This is a genomic window from Parapusillimonas sp. JC17, assembly GCF_052180245.1.
GTDB lineage: Bacteria > Pseudomonadota > Gammaproteobacteria > Burkholderiales > Burkholderiaceae_B > Parapusillimonas.
In genome coordinates, this window is the sequence record NZ_CP197474.1 from 2,267,868 (window position 1) to 2,289,860 (window position 21,993).

The 21,993-nt window shown below is 63.5% G+C and carries 22 protein-coding genes; 14 read left to right on the forward strand and 8 right to left on the reverse strand.

The genetic code is table 11. The annotated features are described in order from the left end of the window. Positions 1 to 76: 76 nt before the first annotated feature. The 6 genes from ACSBPU_RS10945 to ACSBPU_RS10970 form a co-directional block, all read right to left on the reverse strand. On the reverse strand, positions 77 to 1,021 hold the full coding sequence (locus ACSBPU_RS10945; RefSeq protein WP_442598073.1) for a LysR family transcriptional regulator: 945 nt from the start codon (positions 1,019 to 1,021) through the stop codon (positions 77 to 79). Beyond that, positions 1,018 to 2,043, reverse strand: coding sequence for a threo-3-hydroxy-L-aspartate ammonia-lyase (locus tag ACSBPU_RS10950; RefSeq protein ID WP_442598075.1), 1,026 nt, complete (start codon positions 2,041 to 2,043; stop codon positions 1,018 to 1,020). The genes ACSBPU_RS10945 and ACSBPU_RS10950 overlap by 4 nt, the downstream gene beginning before the upstream one ends. 14 nt (positions 2,044 to 2,057) lie before the next feature. Then, complete coding sequence (locus ACSBPU_RS10955; RefSeq protein ID WP_442598077.1) at positions 2,058 to 2,702, reverse strand: helix-turn-helix transcriptional regulator; 645 nt, start codon at positions 2,700 to 2,702, stop codon at positions 2,058 to 2,060. Positions 2,703 to 2,730: 28 nt separating this feature from the next. After that, entirely contained in the window at positions 2,731 to 3,132 is a 402-nt protein-coding gene (locus tag ACSBPU_RS10960) for a RidA family protein (protein WP_442598079.1), read from the reverse strand. Between the two features lie 100 nt (positions 3,133 to 3,232). Further along, on the reverse strand, positions 3,233 to 3,592 hold the full coding sequence (locus tag ACSBPU_RS10965; protein WP_442598081.1) for a response regulator: 360 nt from the start codon (positions 3,590 to 3,592) through the stop codon (positions 3,233 to 3,235). Positions 3,593 to 3,623: 31 nt separating this feature from the next. Next, the gene (locus ACSBPU_RS10970; RefSeq protein WP_442598083.1) at positions 3,624 to 5,036 is read right to left on the reverse strand and encodes an ATPase domain-containing protein; all 1,413 of its coding nucleotides are present in this window, start codon (positions 5,034 to 5,036) and stop codon (positions 3,624 to 3,626) included. A gap of 205 nt (positions 5,037 to 5,241) precedes the next feature. On the opposite strand from ACSBPU_RS10970, the gene ACSBPU_RS10975 reads away from it, so the two are divergent. Genes ACSBPU_RS10975 through ACSBPU_RS10990 form a run of 4 tightly spaced genes read left to right on the forward strand, consistent with a single transcriptional unit; the run spans position 5,242 to position 11,502 of the window. Then, on the forward strand, positions 5,242 to 7,701 hold the full coding sequence (locus ACSBPU_RS10975; protein WP_442598085.1) for a membrane-bound PQQ-dependent dehydrogenase, glucose/quinate/shikimate family: 2,460 nt from the start codon (positions 5,242 to 5,244) through the stop codon (positions 7,699 to 7,701). A gap of 23 nt (positions 7,702 to 7,724) precedes the next feature. Then, positions 7,725 to 8,237, forward strand: coding sequence for a (2Fe-2S)-binding protein (locus tag ACSBPU_RS10980; protein ID WP_442598087.1), 513 nt, complete (start codon positions 7,725 to 7,727; stop codon positions 8,235 to 8,237). Further along, complete coding sequence (locus tag ACSBPU_RS10985; RefSeq protein WP_442598089.1) at positions 8,234 to 9,247, forward strand: FAD binding domain-containing protein; 1,014 nt, start codon at positions 8,234 to 8,236, stop codon at positions 9,245 to 9,247. The genes ACSBPU_RS10980 and ACSBPU_RS10985 overlap by 4 nt, the downstream gene beginning before the upstream one ends. Positions 9,248 to 9,282: 35 nt before the next feature. Then, positions 9,283 to 11,502: a xanthine dehydrogenase family protein molybdopterin-binding subunit gene (locus ACSBPU_RS10990; protein ID WP_442598091.1), complete on the forward strand. Its 2,220-nt coding sequence runs from the start codon at positions 9,283 to 9,285 to the stop codon at positions 11,500 to 11,502. Between the two features lie 84 nt (positions 11,503 to 11,586). On the opposite strand, the gene ACSBPU_RS10995 is transcribed toward ACSBPU_RS10990, so the two are convergent. Next, positions 11,587 to 12,273: a prepilin peptidase gene (locus tag ACSBPU_RS10995; RefSeq protein ID WP_442598093.1), complete on the reverse strand. Its 687-nt coding sequence runs from the start codon at positions 12,271 to 12,273 to the stop codon at positions 11,587 to 11,589. Further along, positions 12,273 to 12,746, reverse strand: a complete 474-nt coding sequence (locus ACSBPU_RS11000) for a type II secretion system protein N (protein ID WP_442598095.1) — start codon at positions 12,744 to 12,746, stop codon at positions 12,273 to 12,275. Before ACSBPU_RS11000 ends, ACSBPU_RS10995 begins: the two co-directional genes overlap by 1 nt. Before the next feature lie 122 nt (positions 12,747 to 12,868). On the opposite strand from ACSBPU_RS11000, the gene gspG reads away from it, so the two are divergent. The 10 genes from gspG to gspE are packed head-to-tail and all read left to right on the forward strand — an operon-like array spanning position 12,869 to position 21,993. After that, positions 12,869 to 13,318, forward strand: coding sequence for a type II secretion system major pseudopilin GspG (gspG, locus tag ACSBPU_RS11005; protein WP_442598097.1), 450 nt, complete (start codon positions 12,869 to 12,871; stop codon positions 13,316 to 13,318). Beyond that, on the forward strand, positions 13,290 to 13,814 hold the full coding sequence (locus ACSBPU_RS11010; protein WP_442598099.1) for a prepilin-type N-terminal cleavage/methylation domain-containing protein: 525 nt from the start codon (positions 13,290 to 13,292) through the stop codon (positions 13,812 to 13,814). The genes gspG and ACSBPU_RS11010 overlap by 29 nt, the downstream gene beginning before the upstream one ends. Continuing rightward, positions 13,811 to 14,182, forward strand: a complete 372-nt coding sequence (gene gspI, locus ACSBPU_RS11015; RefSeq protein ID WP_180070961.1) for a type II secretion system minor pseudopilin GspI — start codon at positions 13,811 to 13,813, stop codon at positions 14,180 to 14,182. Before ACSBPU_RS11010 ends, gspI begins: the two co-directional genes overlap by 4 nt. After that, positions 14,179 to 14,781, forward strand: a complete 603-nt coding sequence (locus ACSBPU_RS11020) for a PulJ/GspJ family protein (protein ID WP_442598102.1) — start codon at positions 14,179 to 14,181, stop codon at positions 14,779 to 14,781. Before gspI ends, ACSBPU_RS11020 begins: the two co-directional genes overlap by 4 nt. Continuing rightward, positions 14,778 to 15,695: a type II secretion system minor pseudopilin GspK gene (gene gspK, locus ACSBPU_RS11025; RefSeq protein ID WP_442598104.1), complete on the forward strand. Its 918-nt coding sequence runs from the start codon at positions 14,778 to 14,780 to the stop codon at positions 15,693 to 15,695. Before ACSBPU_RS11020 ends, gspK begins: the two co-directional genes overlap by 4 nt. A 1-nt stretch (position 15,696) precedes the next feature. After that, positions 15,697 to 16,722: a type II secretion system protein GspL gene (gene gspL, locus ACSBPU_RS11030; RefSeq protein WP_442598106.1), complete on the forward strand. Its 1,026-nt coding sequence runs from the start codon at positions 15,697 to 15,699 to the stop codon at positions 16,720 to 16,722. Further along, positions 16,719 to 17,312 carry a type II secretion system protein GspM gene (gene gspM, locus ACSBPU_RS11035; RefSeq protein WP_442598108.1) on the forward strand — a complete coding sequence of 198 codons (594 nt, stop codon included), beginning with the start codon at positions 16,719 to 16,721 and terminating at the stop codon, positions 17,310 to 17,312. Before gspL ends, gspM begins: the two co-directional genes overlap by 4 nt. Next, the gene (gene gspN / locus ACSBPU_RS11040; protein WP_442598110.1) at positions 17,309 to 18,061 is read left to right on the forward strand and encodes a type II secretion system protein N; all 753 of its coding nucleotides are present in this window, start codon (positions 17,309 to 17,311) and stop codon (positions 18,059 to 18,061) included. The genes gspM and gspN overlap by 4 nt, the downstream gene beginning before the upstream one ends. A gap of 33 nt (positions 18,062 to 18,094) precedes the next feature. Continuing rightward, positions 18,095 to 20,575: a type II secretion system secretin GspD gene (gspD, locus tag ACSBPU_RS11045; protein ID WP_442598112.1), complete on the forward strand. Its 2,481-nt coding sequence runs from the start codon at positions 18,095 to 18,097 to the stop codon at positions 20,573 to 20,575. After that, entirely contained in the window at positions 20,572 to 21,993 is a 1,422-nt protein-coding gene (gspE, locus tag ACSBPU_RS11050; RefSeq protein WP_442598115.1) for a type II secretion system ATPase GspE, read from the forward strand. The genes gspD and gspE overlap by 4 nt, the downstream gene beginning before the upstream one ends.

Consider the following 21,993-nt stretch of genomic DNA (forward strand, 5'->3'; position numbering starts at 1 on the left):
CAAGAGTACTTCGCAGCGGAGCTGGGGTCAGACCCCGTACGGGGTCTGACCCCTCGACCCCTCGGCCCCTCTCCCATCAAGGACGGGACGACGCAAAGTCCGCTAGGAAGCGCTTCAGGATCTGCGCGGCCGACTCGCCGGCGGCGTCTATCGGCATCAGGGCACCGATGGGCGCCAGGGGGAAGGATTCCGCAAGGTCGAGCCTGATCAATTGACCGCCGTTCAGCCGCGGCCGGATGATGCTCAAGGGAGCCAGCAACAGCAGGCGTTCCGCCTGCAGCATCGATTGGAGAATGGCGAAAGAGCGCGTCTGCAGTTGCCGATACGCGTTGGAATGCCCGGCGCGGTCCAGTATCTGGGTTTCCAGGCGCTGCCGCGCCTCGGTAGAGGGAGGCAGGAGCATCCACGACTCATTTCCCAGCTCGTGCATCGACAGGCCCGCGCGCGTGGCCAAGGGATGCCGGGGGCCGCATACCGCGACGAGTTCGTCTTGCATCAGGCTGGAAAACATCCACTCTTGCGGCATGACGTCGGGCTTTCGGGCCAGCAGCAGATCGGCATGCCGGCTGGCCATCAGCGCACCGATCTGTTCGGCGGTTGCTTCCTGAACCGAAACGCTGATGTGCGGATACTGATGCGTGAAAGTCGGCAACGCGCGTTCGAGCAAACCGTTGATCGCGCCTTCTATTGCGCCGACGCGCACGGTTTTCATTGTGCTGTCCAGGCCGAGCACGAACTGGTCTACGCCGTCTTGGAGCACGGCCAGCGCGTCCCGTATGTGAGGCAGCAGCCTCAATCCCAGCTCGGTGGGCCGCGTTCCCCGGTCGTGTCGATAGAAGAGCTGGCAATCCGTCAGGCGTTCCAGCTCCGCTATCAATTGCGTCACCGCCGGCTGGGTCAGGCCCATCTGTTCGGCAGCACCCTTGATGCTTCCCAGTTTCGCCACCGTGACCATCGCCTGGAAGTGGCGCAGGCGGGCTTTTGCCATCAGCCGCCGGAACAGTACGATGGACGAAGTCATGTTCCGGCGTGCGACGATTCCGTCAGGAATTTGGAATAGCGCTCCAGATCGACGTTGCCGCCGCTCAGGATGATGCCGACCCGTTGCTGGGCGCGGTGTTGGTTCACGGAGGCGAATGCCGCCGCCGCGCCCAGGCAGCCGGTGGGCTCCACGACGATCTTCATGCGTTCCGCGAAAAAGCGCAGGGTCGCGGCCAGTTCCGCATCGGAAACCGTGACGATATCGTCGACCAGGTCCTGCAAGATGGGAAAATTATGATGGCCGACATGGGTAACGATGGCGCCGTCTGCAATGGACTTCGGCGCCGGGATATGGATGATTTTTCCCGCCTTGAGCGATTGCTGTCCGTCGTTCCCCGCCTCGGGCTCCACGCCGATGATGCGTATGTCCGGAAGATGCGCGCGCGCGGCGATGGCGCTGCCCGCCAGAAGCCCGCCACCGCCCAGCGGCACGTACAGCACGTCCAGGTGCTGCGCCTCGTCCAGCAGCTCCAGCATTGCCGTGCCCTGCCCCGCGATGACGTCGGGATGATCGTAAGGCGGGATCAGCGTCAGGCCTCGTTCCTGCGCAAGCCGGCGTCCGATCTCTTCACGATTTTCCGTATAGCGGTCGTAGAACTGCACTTGGCCGCCGTACTCCTGCGTCGCCCTGATCTTCAAGGCAGGCGCATCTTTGGGCATGATGATGGTCGTGGACGTTCCCAGCAGCTTGCCCGCATAGGCCACGGCCTGCGCATGGTTGCCCGATGAATAGGTAACGACGCCACGCTGCTTCTGCTCATCCGTGAGCGCCGCGATGGCGTTGTATGCGCCACGGAACTTGAACGCGCCGCCCCGCTGGAAATTCTCGCACTTGAAGAACAGTTGCGCACCCGCTTTTTTATCGGCCGTTCGCGAGGTCAGTACGGGCGTGCGGTGGGCGACGCCCTGAAGGCGCGCCGCCGCCGCGACGACGTCATCGATGCCGGGACGAGCCAGATCATCCGGCTCCGTGGAAGCGGCAGGTTGAATGCTTGAAGGCATGCGTGTTTCCTTTGTCAAATGTTCGAAAGTTTTATGTCGTTGTAGATGGTCGCCCTGGACACGTTCAGGTATTTCGCGATCGTGCTGGATGCATGGCGAATATCCAGCAGGCCGGCAAGCTTCAGTTCCCGGACCAGGGTTTGTCGCTCCTCTGTCTTCAGGGACCTGGGCGTAGACGCGTGCCTGGCAGCGAAGGCATTGATGTGCTTCTTGATTCGATCATTGTTTGTGGTTTCCAGGGTTTCCAGCGGGCCGCTTTCCGTTTCGATCCGGCTGAATTGCTCCAGGATGCCAAGAACACTATGGAACTGCGTCAGATCGATATTCAGGCACAACGCCGCCACATACCTGCCGCTGCCGTCGCGTATTCCAACCGACGTGCTCTTGAGCTGCCTTCCATCCTTCAGTTGATTCTGATAATTGGCGATGACTTGTTTGTAATGCGGGTCGGCCAGCCTGGCCAGCCCCAGCTCGGTGGCGGGATCGCCGACGGCGCGTCCCGTCAGGTTGTTTTCAATATGCACGACGGCATGATCGCTGCGGCTCAGGTCATGCACGACCACTTCGCAAAAGGGAGCGAATGTCTTGCCGATGCCCGATGCGAGCGCGATCAATTGATCAATGATCAATTGACGATCTTCACCCTGTTCCTCTGCCATGGCTAGGGCCTGTTAAAGCTAAAAAGCCCTAGTCCAGCACGGCGGTGGCTTCGACCTCGATGGCGGCGTCGTAATGCAGCGAAGCAACACCGGCAACGCAACGGGCCGGCTTGTGAGCGCCGATCCAGTCTTTGTACAGCTGGTCGAATTCGGGCCAATGCGCCATGTCTTGTATGTAAACGCGCACTTGCACCAAGCTGTTGCGGCTGGAGCCCGCCGCGAGCAGGCAGGCATCCAGGTTATGCAATACCTGGATGATCTGGCTGCGGACGTCTGTCGTGGAGACCATTTTTCCGTCTCGATCCAGCGGCAGCTGGCCCGAAACATAGACCGTATTCCCGGCTATGCAAACATGAGAATAGTGGCCGCCCGGCTGAGCGATCGTACTGCTATCGGCGCACAGGATGGAGGAAGTTGATGATTCGGACATGAGCGTACGCAAAATTTGAACCTGAATAATAGTCAAATTATATACTATTAGTCTAATTCACAGCCGCAATTCAGCGACACGAAGCTGCAGCCAACAAGCCTTAGATGGGAAGGATGCCGCCCACTATGTCGAGCAGACGCTGCACGTTATACGGTTTGTCCAACACCTGCGTAAAAAGCTCGGGATGCCGCCGCGCCACGGCGCCCTGTGCGCCGGTAACCAGCAGAATCGGCAGCTCGGCGAACCGGCTTTCCTGTCGCAGCGACTCAGCGAGTTCCAGGCCGGTCATGATGGGCATCATGAAATCCGTGATCAAGAGCTGGGGATTATGTTGTCTGACGAGCTCAAGCGCTTCTTTGCCGTGCGCGGCGGCAAGGACATCGTATCCCGCATCCTCGAGGACCGCCGTAAGCATCTCGGTGAGCAGTATTTCATCGTCCGCAACGACGATTAACGCCATATCCCAGTCCCCTGCGCCTTACTCATGACGCTCAAACCTTGTCCGAGTTGTTCGCGGTCACGCCACTGCGTTCACGCGAGGATAGTCGATCTCCAATAGCCAGTCCCTTATCGGTGATGTCGAGTTTGCGCGTCGTCGTCACAAAATGGCTGTCGCGCATCTTTTGAACGGCTATCGTCCGTTCCAGATCATGATCTTTTTCAAGCTGCCTGAACAGAATGAGGTTGTCGATGATTGCGGACATTTGGCTCGTCGGCCCTGTTACAGCGGTAGTGGGGATTTCGCTGAGCTCCCATGTCAATACCGTGGTGACGCCGAGCTCGCGCAACTGGTTTGCGAGGGTGCTGAGAAATTCGGTCAGGCGTTCGCGCTGGATCGCCGCGCGTTCGAAGCCGCCCAGGCCATCGATGAACAGTCGCCTGATTTTGAGTTCGCGCACACGATCCAGCAACTGGTGGCCGAGCTTGTCGAGCCAGTTCTCCGCGATGGGATTCCAGACGATATTGAACGAAGGTTCCGGCGGCAAATGGATGCCAAGCTTGCTTGCCTTCATGCGCAGGCGTGCCGGCGTCTCGAAAAAACCGAAATGGAGAGCGGGCTCCTGGGGGCTGCCCTGGCTTAGAAAATGCAGGCCGAAAGTCGTCTTGCCGGAACCCGCCGGGCCGGCCAGCAAGGTGACGGAGCCGCTGGGAAATCCGCCTTCTATGAGAAGATCGATATCGGCGCATCCGGTGGATATGCGTTTATCGCTGGGCTCGCTTCCTTCCGTCGAGAGGGCGTAGGCCTGCTCGAGGCGTGGGTAGACGGTGATGCCCTTGCCGGAAATTTCGAACTGATGCAATCCACCCAGCGCCCCTGTGCCGCGCGATTTGCGAACCTGCAGCCGCCGCATGGTACGCACGCCGAAAAGATCGTCGCTGAGGTCGATGACGCCGTCGACCATCGTATGTTCCGGACTGCTGTCTTCCAACCGGGTGCTGGTCAGAAACAGTACCGTGCAGCCCACGAAAGCAGCCTGGCTTTGGATTTCCGCCACAAAGGTTTTCACGTCCAGGTCGGTATCGGCGCGATCGCGCGCGTTCAGCAGCCCATCGAAAACGAGCAGGGTCGCGCCATGGCGCTTGGTTTCATTGCGAAGCAGCTTGACGATCGCGCCCAGGCCTTCATCCCTGAGCGCCTGAAATACGCTGAGATAGACGATATGCTGCCCCACTTTTTCGCCGTCGTAGAAATCCAGCGTGGAAAGCGCCTGGAACAGCCTTTCATGGGTCTCGGCCAACAGGGTCACATAAAGAACCTTCGCACCAGCGGCTGCACGGGCGAACGCGACCTGGTTTGAAAGTATCGTCTTGCCCGCGCCGGGGCGGCCCTGGACGATATATGAAGCCCCTTCGATGAACCCGCCGTCCAGAACCCGGTCGAGGCCCTCTATCCCACTTGACACACGCCTAAGCTTCTGCACTTGCTACCTCTCTCATCCTTAAGGCGCTTGGGCCGAAAGAAAATGTTGCCCTACCGCTTTTTTGCTAATGTAGCACGCAAGGCCGCAGCCCTACAGCCTTGGCTTGCCTGGGTCGCGAGCTGCACTGCCGTGAAAACCCGCCGGGAATGCGCGTTGCTGACCGACTCCGACTTATGGAGGGTACGGCATGCAAGAACAGCGAGATTTCGTTCCACGCTGGGTGATGTGGATATTCTGGCTTTACACACTGGTACTGATTCTGTTCGGTGCTGCAATGTTCGTAATGGGAGCAATGCTGATCTTCGAGGGTGGCTCCTGGTACTACGCGCTGATGGGCCTGGCAACGGTGGCGGCGGGAGTATTGCTCGCCTTGCGGCGCGGCAGCGGGGTTGTGGTGTTCGGTATTGCGTCGCTGGCGACGCTCGCGTGGGCGCTCTGGGAAGTAGGCTTCGATGGCTGGGCGCTGATTCCCCGGCTCGCCTGGCTGAGCGGCTTCGGCTTGCTGATGCTGGCCTTTTGGGTGGTGTTCCACCGTTCATTCGCGGGCTTGCGCAAGCCCGTCTATTTCGCCAGCGCAGGCGTGCTGCCTGTCGTCATGATTGCGCTCATGGTCGTGCCGTTGCTGAATCCTTCCAGCATCGAACTGGCGGATCCTGACTTGGTCCGATCCCGCCCAGCCGAACCTTTCAGCCGCGCTATGGTGAGCGTGCCGGACGGCAACGTGGCGGGCAGTCATGACGCCACGAACTGGACTTCCTATGGCGGATCCAACCTGTCGAACAAGTTCACCCCGTCCGCACAGATCACTCCCGAGAACGTACGCCGGCTGGAAGTGGCCTGGCATTTCCATACGGGGGACAACAAGCCCGAAGATGCCAAATTCGCATACGCATTCCAGAATACTCCGCTGATGGTCGAGGACACGGTGTACATATGCACCCCCAGCCAGATCGTGATTGCGGTCGACGCGGCAAAGGGTACGGAGAAATGGCGCTTCGATCCCGAGGTCGATAGAAAGGCCATGAGCAATATTGCCGCCAGCACCTGCCGGGGAGTCGCCTACTTTGAGGCGCCCGAGCCGGCGGCGCAGTGTCCCAAGCGCATCATCTGGCCCATGGTCGACGGACGGATGGGTGCATTGGATGCCGAAACCGGACAGCTCTGCACCGACTTCGGCGAGAACGGCTATATCGACTTGAACGAAGGCACCGGCAATGAGTTTCCGGGTTTCGTAGCCCCCACCTCTCCGCCCCTCGTCATGCGCGGCCTGGCCATCATCGGTACCGGCCAGGTACGCGACGGCAGCGAGCGGGACGCACCTTCCGGCGTAGTGCGCGGCTATGACGCCGTGACGGGTGAGCAGCGCTGGGCATGGGACCTGGGTCGGCCCGGAGTGACGACGCCGCCTCCACCTGGCGAGACTTACACGCGCAGCACGCCGAATGTCTGGTCGCTGATCGCCGGCGACGACGAGCTTGGCCTAGTCTATCTGCCTACCGGAAATGCCGCAAGCGACTTCTATGGTGCCGACCGTACCGAACAGGAAGAGAAATATACCTCCGCCCTGGTAGCGGTCGGCGCGGAGACGGGGCAAGAGCGTTGGCACTTCCGCACGGTCAACCACGATCTGTGGGATTTCGATTTGAGTCCGCAGCCCAATCTGATCGACTTTCCCACGCCGGATGGGCCGCGCGCCGCCGTGCTGCAGGCGACCAAGAACGGCCAGGTCTACGTGCTCGACCGCGCCACCGGCGAGCCTATTTTGCCGGTCGTTCAAACGCCGGTCCCGCAAGGGACGGATACCGACGAGTTCACTGCAGCCACGCAGCCATTTTCTCCCGAGATGCCGAACACGGTCGGCCCTCCCGGCAAGGAAATGGAAGTGCTTACGGAAAGCGACGCCTGGGGCATTACACCGCTGGACCAGCTGCAGTGCCGCATCGAATTCAAGCGCCTGCGCTACGAGGGCGCCTATACCCCGCCGACGCTGCAGGGCTCGCTCGCCTTTGCAGGCAACCACGGAGGCATCAACTGGGGCGGCGTGTCGGTGGACATACAGCGCGGCATCCTGATCATGAACAGCAACCGCCTGCCCTACACCGAGCATGTCTACACACGTGAGACCATGGACGAGCTGGGTGTGGTGTCGATTTTCCGCGGCAAAAGCGAGACCCCGGGGTACATGGCGCAAAGGGGCTCCAAGTACGGCGCCCGCAAGGAGCCGTGGATGTCCGTCCTGAATACGCCTTGCATCGCCCCGCCGTGGGGATACGTTTCCGGGACCGACCTGCGCACAAAGGAAGTCATCTGGCGCAGGCCATTGGGCACCGGCTACGATGCCGGGCCGCTTGGCATCCGTTCGCACATCAAGCTGACGATGGGCACCCCCAACAACAGCGGCTCCTTGACCACCGCCGGAGGCTTGACCTTCATCGGCGCGGGCCTCGATCAGTTCCTGCGAGGCTTCTCCACGGAAACCGGCGAACTGCTGTGGGAGGTCCGCATACCTGCTGGCGCACAAGCCAATCCCATGAGCTACGAAGTAGACGGCCGCCAGTACATCGTCGCGGCCATCGGCGGCCATGATCGCATGGAAACGAAACTGGGTGACAGCGTAATCGCATGGGCCTTGCCGGAAAACCGGTAAGGCAATTCGAGCAAGGAGTCCTGATGGATGCACTGCCATTGAATTTAACCGTGAACGGCCGGACGCGTACGCTCGCGGTCGACGCCAGCGCAACACTGCTGGATGTCTTGCGCGAGCGCTTGCAATTGACGGGCACCAAGAAAGGCTGCGATCACGGCCAATGCGGCGCCTGTACCGTGCTGGTGGATGGACGCCGCGTCAACTCATGCCTGACGCTTGCCGTCATGCAGGACGGCCGTTCCATTACGACGATCGAAGGCTTGGCCGAAGGCGACGTTCTGCATGATTTGCAGCGAGCCTTCGTGGAGCACGATGCTTTCCAATGCGGCTACTGTACGCCCGGGCAGATCTGCTCGGCCGTCGGCCTCATCGGCGAAGGCCACGCCGACACGCCAAGGCACGGCGAAGCCGGATCCGATGGCGAGCTGCGCAATGTGATCCGGGAGTTCATGAGCGGCAATCTATGCCGCTGCGGCGCGTACACCAATATCGTGGACGCCATCATGCAAGTGCTGCAAGAGCGAGGACGCACATGAATCCGTTCTCATACATCCGGGTGCGAGACCTTGCGCAGGCCATACGGGAAGCGGCGATCGGAGATACGCGTTTCATCGCCGGCGGCACGAATCTGCTGGATCTCATGAAGGAAAACGTCGAGCAGCCTGGGCGGTTGATCGACATCAATGACCTGCCCTTGAGCCATATTGAAGAAACGGCCGACGGCGGCTTGCGCATAGGCGCGCTGGTGCGCAATGCCGATCTGGCCGCCGACTCGCGAGTGCGGGCGCGCTACCCGCTGCTGTCCAGCGCCCTGCTGGCCGGAGCCAGCCCTCAGTTGCGCAATATGGCGACGACTGGCGGAAACCTGATGCAGCGCACGCGTTGCTACTATTTCTACGACGTCGCGACGCCATGCAACAAGCGGCAACCCGGTTCGGGCTGCGGCGCCATTGGCGGCGTCACGCGCATCCATGCCATTCTGGGCGCGAGCGACCAATGCATCGCCACCCATCCGTCGGACATGTGCGTCGCCATGGCGGCGCTCGGGGCCCGTGTGAACGTGGTCGGACCGGACGGCCCGCGCGGCATGGCATTCACTGATTTCCATCGCCTGCCCGGCGAAACGCCTCATCTCGATAATAATCTCGCGCCGCACGAATTGATAACCAGCGTCGAGCTCCCGCGCGACGGATTTACCCAGCATTACAGTTATCTGAAGATCCGTGATCGCCTAGCTTATGCCTTCGCCCTAGTTTCCGTGGCAGCGGCTTTACAGATCGAAGGTGGCCGCATCGCCGCCGCGCGTGTTGCGCTGGGTGGCGTGGCCCACAAGCCCTGGCGCAATCCCGACGCAGAGCAAAGCCTGACAGGCATGCAGGCCAACCCGGAAAATTTTGCCGATTTTGCCCGTGATTTGCTGAGTGCAGCCAAGGGCCAGGGGGACAACGATTTCAAGATCACCTTGGCGCAACGCGCCATAGCGCGGGCGCTCGCACAAGCGGCGGCGGGCACCCCTCAATCGCAAGTCGACAAGCAAATCGTCTAGCGCCTGTCAACGCGAAAAGTACCAAGGAGATGAACATGACGATTCAGCCCAGCATCGGCACCCCGGTGAGCCGCGTCGACGGCGCTATGAAGGTCACCGGGCACGCCCTTTACGCAGGCGAACATCAGGCGCGCGGCCTTTTGTATGGCGTCGTCGTCAGCGCCGCCGTCGCCCGCGGCCGCATTGCATCCATCGACGCATCGCGGGCACGGCGGACCGAAGGCGTGGTCGAGGTGCTGACGCATGAGAATCGCCCTCAAGTACCCTGGTTCGACATGGAGGAAGGCGGTTCCGCCGACACCACCAAGCCTCCTTTCCGGATCCTGCGCGATGACGATATTCTATTTTCCGGTCAGCCCATTGCCCTGGTCGTGGGCACCAGCTTCGAAGCGGCGCGCCGGGGCGCCATGCTGGTGACGGCAAGCTACGAGAAGGCGGATCACAACACTTGCCTGGACGCGGCCCTGGCGCATCGATACACGCCCGAGAAAAAAAAGAAGAACAACACGATCAAGGGTGACGTCGCAACCGCCAGCGCGCAGGCGGCAGCGAAGATCGAGCAGCGCTATCGCTTGGCGATGGAGCAGCACCACCCCATGGAAATGCATGCAACGACCGTCGAATGGCATGGAGACGGCACCGTCACGGTCTACGATAAGAACCAGGGATCGCAGAATGCCCAGGAGCAACTGGCACAGGCGTTCGGCTATGACTCGGATACGCTCAAGGTTCTCAATTCTTACGTGGGCGGCGCGTTTGGATCAGGCCTGCGTCCCGCCTACCAGGCCTATCTGGCCATGCTGGCCGCCATCATGCTGAAGCGTTCCGTGCGTGTCACGCTGACCCGCCAGCAGATGTTCACCCATGTACACCGCCCCGCCTGCATAGAAGACATAATCCTGGCGTGCGATGGAGAGTCGAAGCTGACCGCCATTGCCCTGAAGGCCACTACCAGCACTTCCCAGTTCGAAACCTATACGGAAAATATCATTGGCTGGGGTCCGACGGCCTACCCTTGCGCCAACCTTCGGCTCGACTACGGGGTGGCCGCCATCGACACGCCCACGCCGGGCAATATGCGCGCACCCGGCGCCGCCACCGGCATGAACCTGTTTGAAATCGCCATGGACGAGCTAGCTTATGCGAAGGGCATCGATCCCCTTGCGCTTCGCCAGGCCAACTACTCTGACATGCACGGACTCACCGGTCTGCCGTACACCAGCAAGGCCCTGATGGACGCTTACCGGGAAGGCGCCGAGCGCTTCGGCTGGCGCGAACGCAACCGGGAACCACGCTCCATGCGCGCGGGCGCGGAGCTGATGGGCTGGGGCATGGCCACAGGCATCTGGGACGCATTGGTGCTGAAGGCAAGCGCTCGGGCGACACTTGACGAGCGCGGCATCCTGACCATCGCCTCGGCGGCGTCGGACATAGGCACCGGTACCTATACCATCATGGCGCAAATCGCTGCCGGCGCGCTGGGCCTGCCTTTGGAGCGAATCCAAGTGTCCATCGGCGACTCCACTCTGCCTCCCGCCGCGCTCGAAGGCGGATCGAGCATGGCGACCTCGATGGGCGCGGCAGTCGACCGCGCCTGCGGCAAACTGGCAAAGCGCCTGTTCGATACCGTCGCGCAAGCGAAAGACAGCCCGCTGGGCATCGTTCGATTCGATGAAGTGGAGTTTTGCGAAGGCCGCATGCGCGTCATCGAGGACCCTGCGCGCTTCATCGACTTGCGGGACATCGTGGCGCTCTCGGGCGCCTCCTCGATGAATTGCGAGGCATCGATAGACCCAAAAAAAGACAGTACCAATAGCAAGGCCAAGAACACCCACGCCGCGGTATTCGCTGAAGTCAGAGTGGACCAGGAATTGGGTATCGTGCGAGTCACCCGGTTGACGCTCGCCGTTGCGGCCGGCCGCATCATCAATCCCAAGACCGCCCGCAGCCAGATCCTGGGGGGCGCGGTCATGGGGATAGGCATGGCCCTCCAGGAAAAAAGCCTGTTCGATCATCGCCTTGGCCGAATCATGAACCACAGCCTCGCCGAGTATCACATCCCATGCAACGCCGATGTCTACGATATCGATGTGGTATTCGTAGAAGAACCGGACAGCGAAATGAGTCCGCTCGGCGTCAAAGGCGTGGGCGAAATCGGCATCGTGGGCACCGCCGCCGCCATTGCGAACGCGGTCTACCATGCAACCGGCAAGCGTGTACGTGAACTGCCCATTACGCTGGACATGCTGCTGTGAGCATCGCGCTGGAGCCCGCAGCGTTCGTGGCGTACCCCGGTCGAGCGCATGGCGCCGCGCGGCAAATCTCGACCCCGAGGCGCGCTATGGCCTCAGCAAGGCCCAGATTCCCGCGGCAGCGAGGTACGGGCCGTAGCGCAATGCCTGTCCGGCTTCCAGACGCCCCAGTACGCGCATGGCCAAGGCCGCAGCCAAAGCCAGGCCCGACGACAGGAGCAATATCGAAGGCAGGCTTCCCCACCCCATCCATGCGCCCAGCGCGGCCAGCAGCTTGAAGTCGCCGTGCCCCATGCCTACGCGGCCGGTCGCCAGCAGAAAGGCCTGCGACACGGACCAGAGCAGCAGGTAGCCCGCCATGGCTCCCAGAACAGCATCTTCCAGCGGAGCGAACGCGCCATTCAAATTCACCAATAGCCCCAGCCATAGCAATGGCTGAGTCAACGCATCCGGCAACAGCCCGGTTTCCGCGTCGATCCAGGCGAGCGCCAAAAGCACAACGATATAGAGAATGGCAGCCGCTGACGCCGCCGTGAAGCCGTAGCGCCATGCGCACAGCGCGGCGAGAGCCGGCGCCACCGTCAGAAAGCCTGCACGAAGGCGGCGATGTCGGGCTGTTGGTTCGTTCGGCAGGTCGGGGTCGATCGCGCGAGGAAGCCGAAAAGCCAAGCGAGCCAGCACCGAGGCAAGCGCCAGGGCCAGGACCGCCGCGCCCAGCATGGCGCCGGCCGGCCCGATGACCCAGGGAGACCACATGGCAGGCAAAGCAAGCATCAGGGCTTGGTCGCCGCGCCGGAAACGGGTACGAACCCCTGGACCACGCTTCCCGGCCGGGACGGCACGGCGACCCTTTCGACCACGCCGTCCTGATCGATGGACACGGCGTCGGCGGCCACGGCGGCAAGGGAAACCCCCGGTGCCAGTACCTGGCCGATCCGGTAAGCCTGCGGCGTGCCGCCGTTGATCGCGAGCAAGGCGGCGCCGCGCCCGTCCTCGGACGAGATCAGGCCCAGCACGGCTACCCGCACGCGCAGTGCGCCGCCGCCGAACCAGCGGGCGACTGCGCCGGTATCGTGCCCGGCGGCAGCCGACGTGTCCAACGTTGGCGGAAGGCTTTTGGGAGCGGGCGCCAAAAGGAGCGCAGCCCACACTCCTGCTCCCACCGCCAGTGCCAGCATCGCGCTGCCTCGCACCAACGCGGGCCCGTCGATGCGCGGCAGCGCCGATAAATGTCTTAGTGCGTTCATCCCGCCTCCACTCAGGAGCGTCAGTATAATGCGCTGCAATTGACCACGCTTGCTGTTGTCATTTATAAACTTAACAATTTCGCGCTAAAAATGACAACCTTTCCTTCCATGCAGCGTCACCAATGAATCGCCACTCCAACCGCACTCTTCGGCCCGGCCTGCGCGCCCGGCAGCTTGGATTCTCGCTCATCGAGATTATGGTGGTCGTGGTCATCATGGGCATCATGGCAGCCCTGATCGTGCCGAACATCATGGACCGCCCCGATCAGGCCCGCGGCGTGGCGGCTCGCCAGGACATTGGCGCAATCATGCAGGCGCTCAAACTGTATCGCCTGGACAACGGCCGCTATCCCACCACCGAGCAAGGGCTGCGTGCCCTGACCGGCGAGGCGGTGGCCGGCCAGCCCAAGGGCCGCAGCTACATGGACCGTTTGCCCAACGACCCATGGGGCACGCCTTATCAATATCTGAATCCCGGGGTGCACGGGGAAATCGATGTGTTTTCACTGGGCGCCGACGGGCGGGCGGGAGGCGAAGGCAACGATGCCGATATCGGTTCCTGGTCGAGGTAGCAATATTTCGCAGCGGGGCTTTTCGCTGCTGGAAGTGCTGATCGTCCTGACCATCATCGGGATCGCCACCGCCTTCGCCGGCGTAACCGCATTTTCCGATGGGGACGCCCGCGCGCTGCGCCAGGACGCCACGCGGCTGGCGCAATTGTTTTCCCTGGCGCAGTCCGAGGCCCGCCAAGGAGGCACGCCCATCGTATGGGAGTACGGCAACGACGGCTACCGCTTCGTCCGCATTCCCCGACATCGCCTGCTGCCCGTCGGCGTGCTCGATCACTCCTCCTTCCAGCATTTGGCGCATGACACGACCGCCACGGGATCTCTACGGCCCAGGTCCTGGGCCAGCGAGCGCGCCATTCAGGTTGCCGTCCACCCTTCAGCCGCAAACGTCTTCAATACGGAATGGATATCCGGCCCATCCCTGATCGAACTTCAAGACGGACTCAACACGGTCCGCATCCTGCGTTCGGGCAATGGCCACTACGAGGTCCTGCCATGATCCCGACTCACGCGCAGGATGGATTCACTTTGCTGGAGGTCCTTGTGGCGCTGGCCATCGTCGCCATCGCTCTGGCGGCGACTTTGCGGGCGCTGGGGGTCAGCGCCAGCGGCGCCCACGCCATGCAGCAACGCAGCCTGGCTCTTCAGGCCGCCGAAAACCGCCTGGCTGAACTCCGTTTGCTGCGCGCGTTTCCAGCGCCGGGACGCACGGTGGAACCTTGCGCCCAGGGTCCATTGGCTTTGGTATGCGAGCAAGAATTCCAGCGCACCGTGAACGGGAGCTTCCGCATGGTTACCGTGCGGGCCCGGCTGGCGCAAGGCCCGGTCCTGGCTGAACTGAGCGGCTTGCTGTCGTCATTGCCATGACGGAGGCACTCATCGAACAGCGGGGTTTCACCCTGGTGGAGGTCCTGATCGCTCTGGCGCTGATGGCCTTGCTCAGCATTCTTTCATGGCAGGCGCTCGACGTCACGGCCCGTTCGAACGAACAATTGAACGCCAGCGCCGATGACACGCTCGCCCTGGTGCGCGTGCTGGGGCAGATCGAAAGCGACATCAGCCGGCACGCCGATGAAGGCATCCTGCCGTCCGCCGGATCGGCGGCACCTTCCGCCAATGGCGTAATGCTGCCCGCTGGAATTCGCTGGACCGATCCGGTGCTTACCGTCGTAAGGTCCGCAAACAACGGGACCTGGCAGCAGGTGGCCTGGGTCAAAGCCGGGGATACGCTGCGCCGGGCCGTGGGGCCGGCGGCCAATGTTCTTCCCCTTCCGGAAACCGGGCCGGGCGAAGTCGTGCTGGAGCAGGTCCAGGGCTTCGTGGTGAGGGCCTGGATACCCGGACAAGGATGGTCTTCTCTGAACTCGACCGAAACGCGTATTGCCGCGACCGGACTGGAGGTCGTCATCGAACGCCGGCACGGCGACATCGACGAGGCCTACCGGAAAGTGGTGCTGTTGCCATGACGGGGCGCATGCATGCGTTCGTGCGTTCCGTGCGCTTCCGGCAGCAAGGCATGGCGGTGATCGGCGCGCTGGTCGTCGTGGCGGTTGCGTCCGTTACGGCTGCTGCCATTGTCGAGCGCCAGTCGCTGCTTGCCGAGACCCTGGCCGGCGAGCGCGATCGCGCCCAGGCCAGGTGGCTGCTTCGCGGCGGGCTGGACTGGGCACGCATCATCCTGCATAGCGATGCACGCAACAATCCCGTCACGCTGAAGAATGCGATTTGGGCTCAGCCCATCGCCGGTCTCGAAATCAGCGCGCCCGGCCAAACCCGCAAAGCCCACTTTTCCGGCCAGATCGAAGACGAGCAAGGCAAATACAACCTTTGGCGGCTGGCGGTCCATGGCACCGTGCAGCCGGTGGAGCTTGCCATTCTGGAGCGTTTGATAGCAGTGTTGGGCATGCCCGCCTCACTGGCCGCCGCCGTGGCTCAACGGGTTGCCGAAAGCCAAGCAGGGCCGTCTCCCCAGCAGGCTCCCGGCTTGCGCGTCACGGGCGACTTGCTGGGCATCGAGGGCATGACGCTCGATATGGCCGCCACATTATCGGGCTATCTGACGATTCTTCCTCAGAAGACCGCGATCAATGTCAATACGGCCAGCGCGGAGGTCCTAAGCGCCAGCGTCCCGGGGCTGGACCTGCCCCGCGCGCGCGGGCTGACCGAACAGCGTGACCGGGGACTATGGTTCAACAGCCGCGCCGACTTCATCAATCGGCTGGGCGACGCCGAAATGGTGCCGGCCAGCCAGGTCGCAGTGAACAGCGATTGGTTCAAGGTGACCGGGGAAGTCACCCTGGATCATGCCGCCGTCGGCATGCAGGCGCTGTTGCATCGCCAGGGCGATCGAACGCCTCTCATACAATGGATCGAAGATTGAAATGAAGAGTCGATTGCGCCTGGCCCTGCCGCCCCTCGCCCGCATCACTTTGCAATCCGAAATGGCTTTTGCGCTGTTCGATCGTAGTGGGCGCCTGCTGCGCAGCGGCGCGCTGCCTCTGGGCGAACTCGCCGGCGCCGTACCGCTGGATGACGTTCAGGCGATCCTGCACCACGGAGACGCCATCGTCGTCGACATCGACCTACCGCCCTTGCCCGCCAAGCGGCTGGATGATGCCGTGCGGGCACGTATCGAGCCCATGGCATTGAGCGACATCAACGACCTGTGCGTGACGCATGGGCCGCGCTCCGGCGATGGCAAGATCACGGTTGCCTGGATCGACCGGAAAGCGTTGCAAGATGCCTGGCAAGTGCTTGCCGAGGCCGGCCTCAAGCTGTCTGCGATCGTGCCTTTGCCGCTCGCCCTCCCGCAAGGCGACCCTCGCCCCGAGCAGCCGCTCTCGCTTCCTGTCGACGAGCGCTGGCAGGCGCAGCTGCCGCGCTGGTCGCTCGCCCGCCCCGAATGGCGCCCCGCCTCGAAAACGAATCGCTGGCGCAAGGCGGCCTGGTGGGGGGGAGCCGCCGTCATGCTGTGGCTGCTGGGCGTGAACATCCATGCCGCGCAGTTGCGCGGCGAAGCGCGGGCGCTGGAAGCTTCCATGGAAGAGGCGGTGCGCACGGCCTTCCCCACTCTTCCGGTGATCATCGATCCGGTTCGCCAGGCACGCGGCCAGCGTGACATGCTGCGCCTGGCCGGAGGAACCGCCGCCGACGACGACTTCATGCCCTTGGCGATCGGCGCCGCCAAAGTGCTGGGCTTTGCCGAGGGCCATGTCGCATCCCTGCGTTACGAAAACGACAAGCTGACCCTGGTGCTCGCTGAAGGTTATGTACCGCCCACCAACGAGGCCGCCTTGCACCAGGCGGCCGCCGTACAGTCCCTGATGCTGGAAAAAGACCAGGACGCCGCCCATACCTGGCATATCCGGCGCGCGGGCGTCCAGGCAAACCGCGAGGCGCGCTCATGATCCCGCCCATCGCCTCCCGCAATCCTTCCCAGAGCGCGCTCTGGCGACAACAGCTTGCCAGGCTGCGGAAGCAGGCTCATGCCTGGTGGGCGGAGCGCACGTCCAGGGAGCGCTTTCTGTTAAGCGCGGGCGCTTTGGCGGTCGGTATCGCGCTGATATGGACGATAGGCCTGAAGCCGGCGCTGCGCGACATCGAGCAAGCCCGGGAACGCTTGCCGCGCCTGCACGCCGACGCGGCGCAGGTCGACGCGCTGATCCTCGAGACCCAGGCGCTGACGCATCGGCGATCCGGCCAACTCGAGGCGGGCACGCTTACCGAGGCGCTGGATGCCAGTCTGCGGCGCGCCGGTCTTGAATCGACTTCGGCCTTGAGCGAAGTCAGCTCCTCGGAGGACTCGGCACGGCAATGGGAGGTGATTCTGGACAATGCCGATGCGCAGCGCAGCATGGAATGGCTGTCGGGCCTGCCCTATCTGCTCAGGCTTCGCATTCAAAGCCTGGATCTGCGCCGCGCCAGTATCGAAGGCCGCGACCGCCCCGGTCATGTTTCGGGGCGCGTGCTCATCGGCCAGCCGGAGGGCACGCCATGAAGAAGCATCGGCTATCCCTCATCGTGCTGCTCGCGCTGATTGCCTGCGGAGCAGCGCTGGCCGTGCTTCCCGCCAGGTGGATCATGGCTGCCGTGCCCGCGTCCTGGCCTCTGGCCGTCGTCGACGCGAACGGAACGATATGGTCCGGCAGCGCCACCATAGCGATCGGCCCGCCCAGCCGCCGACGCAGCCTGCCCGATCCGCTCGACTGGCGATTGTCGCTGGTGGGCGGACCGAAGCTGCATCTCGCCCACCCCTGGCTAGGCGGACCTCTCATCGTGAGCGCAGGATGGCGAGGCATCGGCATTTCGGCCCAGACCCTGCGGCTGCCGGCGTCCGCACTCGGGACGCTGGACGCCCGCGTAGCGGCCGTCGATCCCGGCGGAGACCTTTCGATCAAATGGCCCGCCACCTTTGTAGGCGCCGCCAAGCGTCCTCCCGGGACGGTGCTGCTCGATGCCCAATGGCGCAATGCCGTCTCGGCGCTCACGCCGATACGGCCGCTGGGCGACTATGACCTTGCCCTGAAGCAGGCTGCGGAGAACCGGATCGACGTGGTCCTCGGCACCCGGAACGGTCCGCTGATGCTGACCGGCGCCGGCGCGCTCGAGGGTGGCAACCGCTTCAGCTTCGAAGGGACGGCCCAGGCCGACCCCGCAGCCGGATCCGAGATCCACGCCGCGTTGCGCGACTTGCTCGCCGCCCTGGGCCCGCGCCGGAACAATCAGACACTGTTGCGTTTCCGCTGACGCAGCAAGAACCACAGGCTCAACGATACCGTCATGAACAACTCTTGCACCACAGTGACCCACCGCCGCCGATTCCATCCGGCCCTGTCGACATTGACTCTGTGTCTGGTCCTGGCAGGATGCGCCACGCCGCCCAAACCGGGCGGCGAGGCCGAGGGCGCTTCCCAATTGGTGGTCCACACGTCCACCGGGCAAGGATGGCGGCTGGAAGGCCCGCCCGGGACAGAGACATCCCCGGTTCGGGAAACCACGTCGCGGGCGCGCCCCACCCGCCGCCTCACCACCGGCCAGACTAGCACCCCGCCCGAGCGAAGCGAGACTCGCCAGCCCGCGGGCGGCGCCACCATGCTGAACTTCGTGGAGGCCGACTTGCAAGGCGTTGTGCGCGCCCTGGCGCGCTTCACGGGCCGCAACTTCGTGGTGGATCCGAGGGTCAAGGGCCAGTTGACGCTGGTGTCCGAAGCGCCGGTGGATCCGGATACCGCCTATTCCATGCTGCTCAGCGCTCTGCGCATGCAAGGGTATGCGGTCGTCGACGTCGATGGCGTCAGCCGCGTCGTGCCGGAGGCGGATGCCAAGCTGCAAGGCACGCCGGTCAGAAGCAGCACCGCACCGGCCGGCGCACATGGTGGCGAACTCATCACCCGCGTCTTTCAATTGCGATATGAAAGCGCCACCAACCTGGTGCCGATACTAAGGCCGATGATCGCGCCCAACAACACCATCAATGCCTACACAGGCAACAATACACTGGTCATCACCGACTATGCGGACAACCTCGACCGCATCGCCGAAGTCATCGCCGGCATCGACACCCCCGACTCGATCAGCACCGACGTCGTTCCCATACGCTACGGGGTGGCGCTCGACGTGGCGGCGCTGGCTGCGCAACTTCTGGACGGCAGGACCGGCGGCGACCCCGCCCAGCATACAGTCGTAGTGGCCGACCCCCGCAGCAATTCGGTCCTGCTTCGGGCCAGCAGCCCGGACAAGCTTCAGTTGGCCCGCGATCTGGTCGAGCGCATCGACAGTCCCGAAAGCCGGGCCGGCAATCTGCACGTGGTGTATTTGCGCAATGCCCAGGCAATCAAGCTCGCCGAAGTGCTGCGCGGCGCCCTGGGCGGTGCCCAGGGTGGCAGCGGGCAGACGTCCGACGGCGGCAGCCAGTCATTGGGGCTTGAATCACTCAGTGCCGCCGGCACCATGGCGGGCGGCCTGGGAGGCGGCCTCGGGGCGGGCACGCCGGGGGCAATCGCCGCCTCGACATCCTCGTCGTCTGGCGGCGCCGCCCGCAGGCCCGCCATGGGCGGCGGATCCGGAACCTTGGGCGGTTCGGACCGGAACTCGATGCAAACCGTGGCTTTTTCGGCCGGCGGCGCGACGATACAAGCGGACCCGGCTACCAACACCCTCATCATTTCCGCACCAGACCCCTTGTATCGCAGCCTGCGCGAAGTCATCGATCAACTGGACCAACGCCGCGCGCAGGTGCTGGTCGAAAGTCTTATCGTCGAAGTCAGCAGCGAGAACGCGGCGGAGTTCGGCATCCAATGGATGCTGGGCGGCGACGACATCGCAAGCGGCAGTTCCTCGTTCATCGGCGGCGCCAATCTTGGGGGCACCGGCATCAATACGGCGGGCAGAACCACCATCGACGCGCTGGGACAGGGCCTGAGCCTGGGCGTGGTCAAAGGAACGGTCAACATCCTGGGCAACCAGGTGATCAACCTGGGCGTCCTGGCCCGGGCCATGCAGACGACGGGCGGCGCCAACGTGCTGTCCACACCCAACCTGATGACGCTGGACAACGAAGAAGCCAGCATCATCGTCGGACGGACGGTGCCTTTCGTGACAGGGCAATACACGACTTCAGGCGATGGCGCCAGCAACCCCTTCCAGACCATTACCCGGGAAGACGTCGGCCTCACCCTGCGCATACGCCCGCAGATTTCGGAAGGCGGCACGGTGAAGCTCGCGCTTTATCAAGAAGTCAGCTCCATCGACGACGCCCGCTCCTCGCGGGAAGGGGGAATCGTCACGCGCAAGCGCGCACTGGAAACCAACGTGCTGGTGGATGACGGCCAGATCATCGTACTGGGCGGCCTGCTCGAGGACACCGTTTCCGACAGCACGCGCTCGGTGCCTCTGCTGGGGGACATTCCGGTGGTGGGCAATCTCTTCCGCTACGACAAGCGCAGCCACGGCAAGACCAACCTGATGGTTTTCCTGCGGCCCCATATCGTGCGCAACGCGCGGGACGGCGCAAGCGTCACGCTGGATCGCTACAACTATATGCGGGCGGCGCAATCCCAACTGCCGGTCCGATCCACCTGGTTCTCACCGGAATCGGGCATGCCCCCGCTGCCGGCCTTCGAGCGCAATCCCTCTTCGGGCTTGCTGGATCTGCGCGAGTCCGAAGAGGCAAGTACGCAGTCCGCGCCATCATCGGCGCCTTCGCGTTCGGGGACGGCGCCCGCAAAGCCGGCACGCCCCGACCCCTTCGAACAACTATGAGCATACGGTTACCCTATGCCTGGGCACGGGCCCATCGGGCCCTGATCCAGTCCGGCGTTTCGGGCGAGCTGCTGACCACCTCGCCGCGCACCCCCTCCTGGGCGCTGGATGAGATACGGCGACGCCATGGCGAGCTGCCGCAGCGCCAAGTGTCCGACTCGGAACTCGACACGCTGCTGGCCGCCGCCTACGCGCAAACCGGAGACGCCGCGGCGGTCGTGGATGCCGCGGCGAACGAAATCGATCTGGACAGGCTGATGCAGGACATCCCGGAGATCGAGGACCTGCTCGAAGCCCACGATGATGCGCCGGTCATCCGGATGATCAACGCGCTGTTTACCCAGGCCGCGCGTGATGGCGCCAGCGACATCCACCTGGAAGCGTTTGAGACGCACTCCGTGGTGCGCTACAGGGTGGACGGCACTTTGCGCGATATCGTCAGCCCGCGCCGCGCCCTGCACAATGCGCTGGTTTCACGCATCAAGATCATGGCCAGCATGGACATCGCCGAGAAGCGCCTTCCGCAGGACGGACGGATTGCGCTGCGCGTCGGCGGCCGTCCGATCGACGTGCGGGTGTCCACCTTGCCCACCGGTCACGGCGAGCGCGCCGTGCTCCGCTTGCTGGAAAAAGAGGCGGGACGCCTGGAGCTCGAGCGGCTGGGCATGGCGCCCGACGTCCTGAAAAGCCTTGATGGCCTGATCCACCGGCCGCACGGCATCGTACTCGTCACAGGCCCGACCGGCAGCGGCAAGAGCACCACGCTGTATGCGGCGCTCGGCCGGCTGGATGCTTCGACCACCAATATCCTGACCGTGGAGGATCCCATCGAATATGATCTTCCCGGCATTGGCCAGACGCAGGTGAACGCCCGCATCGACCTGACCTTCGCCGCCGCGCTGCGCGCCATCCTGCGACAGGATCCGGACGTGATCATGATCGGCGAGATCCGCGACCTCGAAACCGCGCAGATCGCAGTCCAGGCTTCGCTGACCGGCCATCTCGTGCTGGCAACCCTGCATACCAATGACGCCGTCTCGGCAGTCACCCGCCTGGTCGACATGGGCATGGAACCGTTCCTGCTCGCCTCCACCTTGCAAGGCGTGTTGGCACAGCGCCTGATCAGGAAGCTGTGCCCGCATTGCAAGACGCGCCATGCTGACGGGACGGCCGAATGGCAGCCGGGCGGATGCGCGGAGTGCGGCCATACCGGCTACAGCGGACGAACCGGCATCCACGAACTATTCACGTTGGACGACGAAGCGCGCGGCTTGATCCATGCGGGCGCCAACGAGCAGGCCTTGCGTGAAGCCGCCCGGCGAGGCAATATGCGCAGCCTGCGCCAGGACGGCATGCGCTGGATCGCGCAAGGCATCACGACCAATGAGGAGCTGGCTCGCGTCACGCGCGAAGCCTAG